Below are 967 nucleotides of genomic sequence, written 5' to 3' on the forward strand. Positions count from 1 at the left end.
GGACCGGCACGCAGCCGATGCCCGGGGTCGGCGCCGAGGCGGACGTCCTGCCCCGGCGCGCCGGCGGCCTGCCCCACGAGGTGGTCTTCCGGGCCACCGCGGCGAGCCGGCACAGCGCGGTCCGGCAGGTGCGGGTCGAGACCGACGAACAGGCAGTGCTCGCCGACTGGGCGTCGCGGGGGCGGGTCGAGCTGATGGCCGCCCGGCGCCCGTTCGTCCTGGAGCTGGATCTTGACGGCCAGGGCGTGCGGCTCGTCGAGCCGATGGGGCGGGTGCCAGTCGCGGCCTTCGCGGCCGACCGGGCCGGCGGCCGGGTGCGCCTGGCGGACGGCGGCGTGCTGCGTTGGCTCACGCCGACCCGCGGCGAGTTCGCCAGCGGCCTGGTGGGACACCGTGAGGTCAACATCATCCGGTTCGCGCTGGACGGGACGGCGCTCGTCGTGGCCGACCCCGACCTGCTCGCCCCGGAGGTCACCCGGGTGGTCCGGGCGTCGGCCGCGGGTCCGGGGGATACCCGTCGGGGGGATGTCCCGGACCCGCGGCTGGGCTGGGTGCCCGACGTGGTGGCGCTGCTCGTGCTGGCCTGGTTCCTGCGCCTGCTCGAGACCAGCACCGTCGTGCCGACTCGCTCGCGTGTTCGAGAGCTGGGTGTTTGACGGCCCGGCCGGGAGAGGGCTACCTTCCAGGTGTTCGAACTTTTGTTCGATTCCGGGAGGGTGTCATGGCCGTCGTGAGTCGACCTGTCAGCGGCGCGGGCCCGGCGGGCGCAGCCGTCGGGGTGGAGGGTACGTCCGCCGGGTGCGGAGCATCCAGCGGGCCGCCCGGGTGGGCCCTCCTGCCCGCGGCGGGGCTGCCCCACCGCTCCCGGGACGAGCTGCTCGCCGCTGCCCGGAGCGGTCTCGGGGAGGCGGAGTACGCCCCTCGGGCCGGGGAGCGGTACGCCCTGGCCCATCTCGCCGCCCTGCGG

1 protein-coding gene and 1 pseudogene are annotated in these 967 nt (G+C 76.3%); both read left to right on the forward strand.

The features are described from left to right. Window positions 1-656, forward strand: a 656-nt coding sequence (locus tag ND748_RS32770; protein WP_251750130.1) for a hypothetical protein, incomplete at its 5' end; no start/stop codon positions are given. Window positions 657-721: 65 nt separating this feature from the next. Then, a pseudogene (locus tag ND748_RS32775) lies at window positions 722-967 on the forward strand (hypothetical protein); the annotation flags it as partial.

The sequence above is a fragment of the Frankia sp. AiPs1 genome, from assembly GCF_023716945.1.
In the GTDB taxonomy this organism is placed as follows: Bacteria; Actinomycetota; Actinomycetes; order Frankiales; family Frankiaceae; genus Frankia.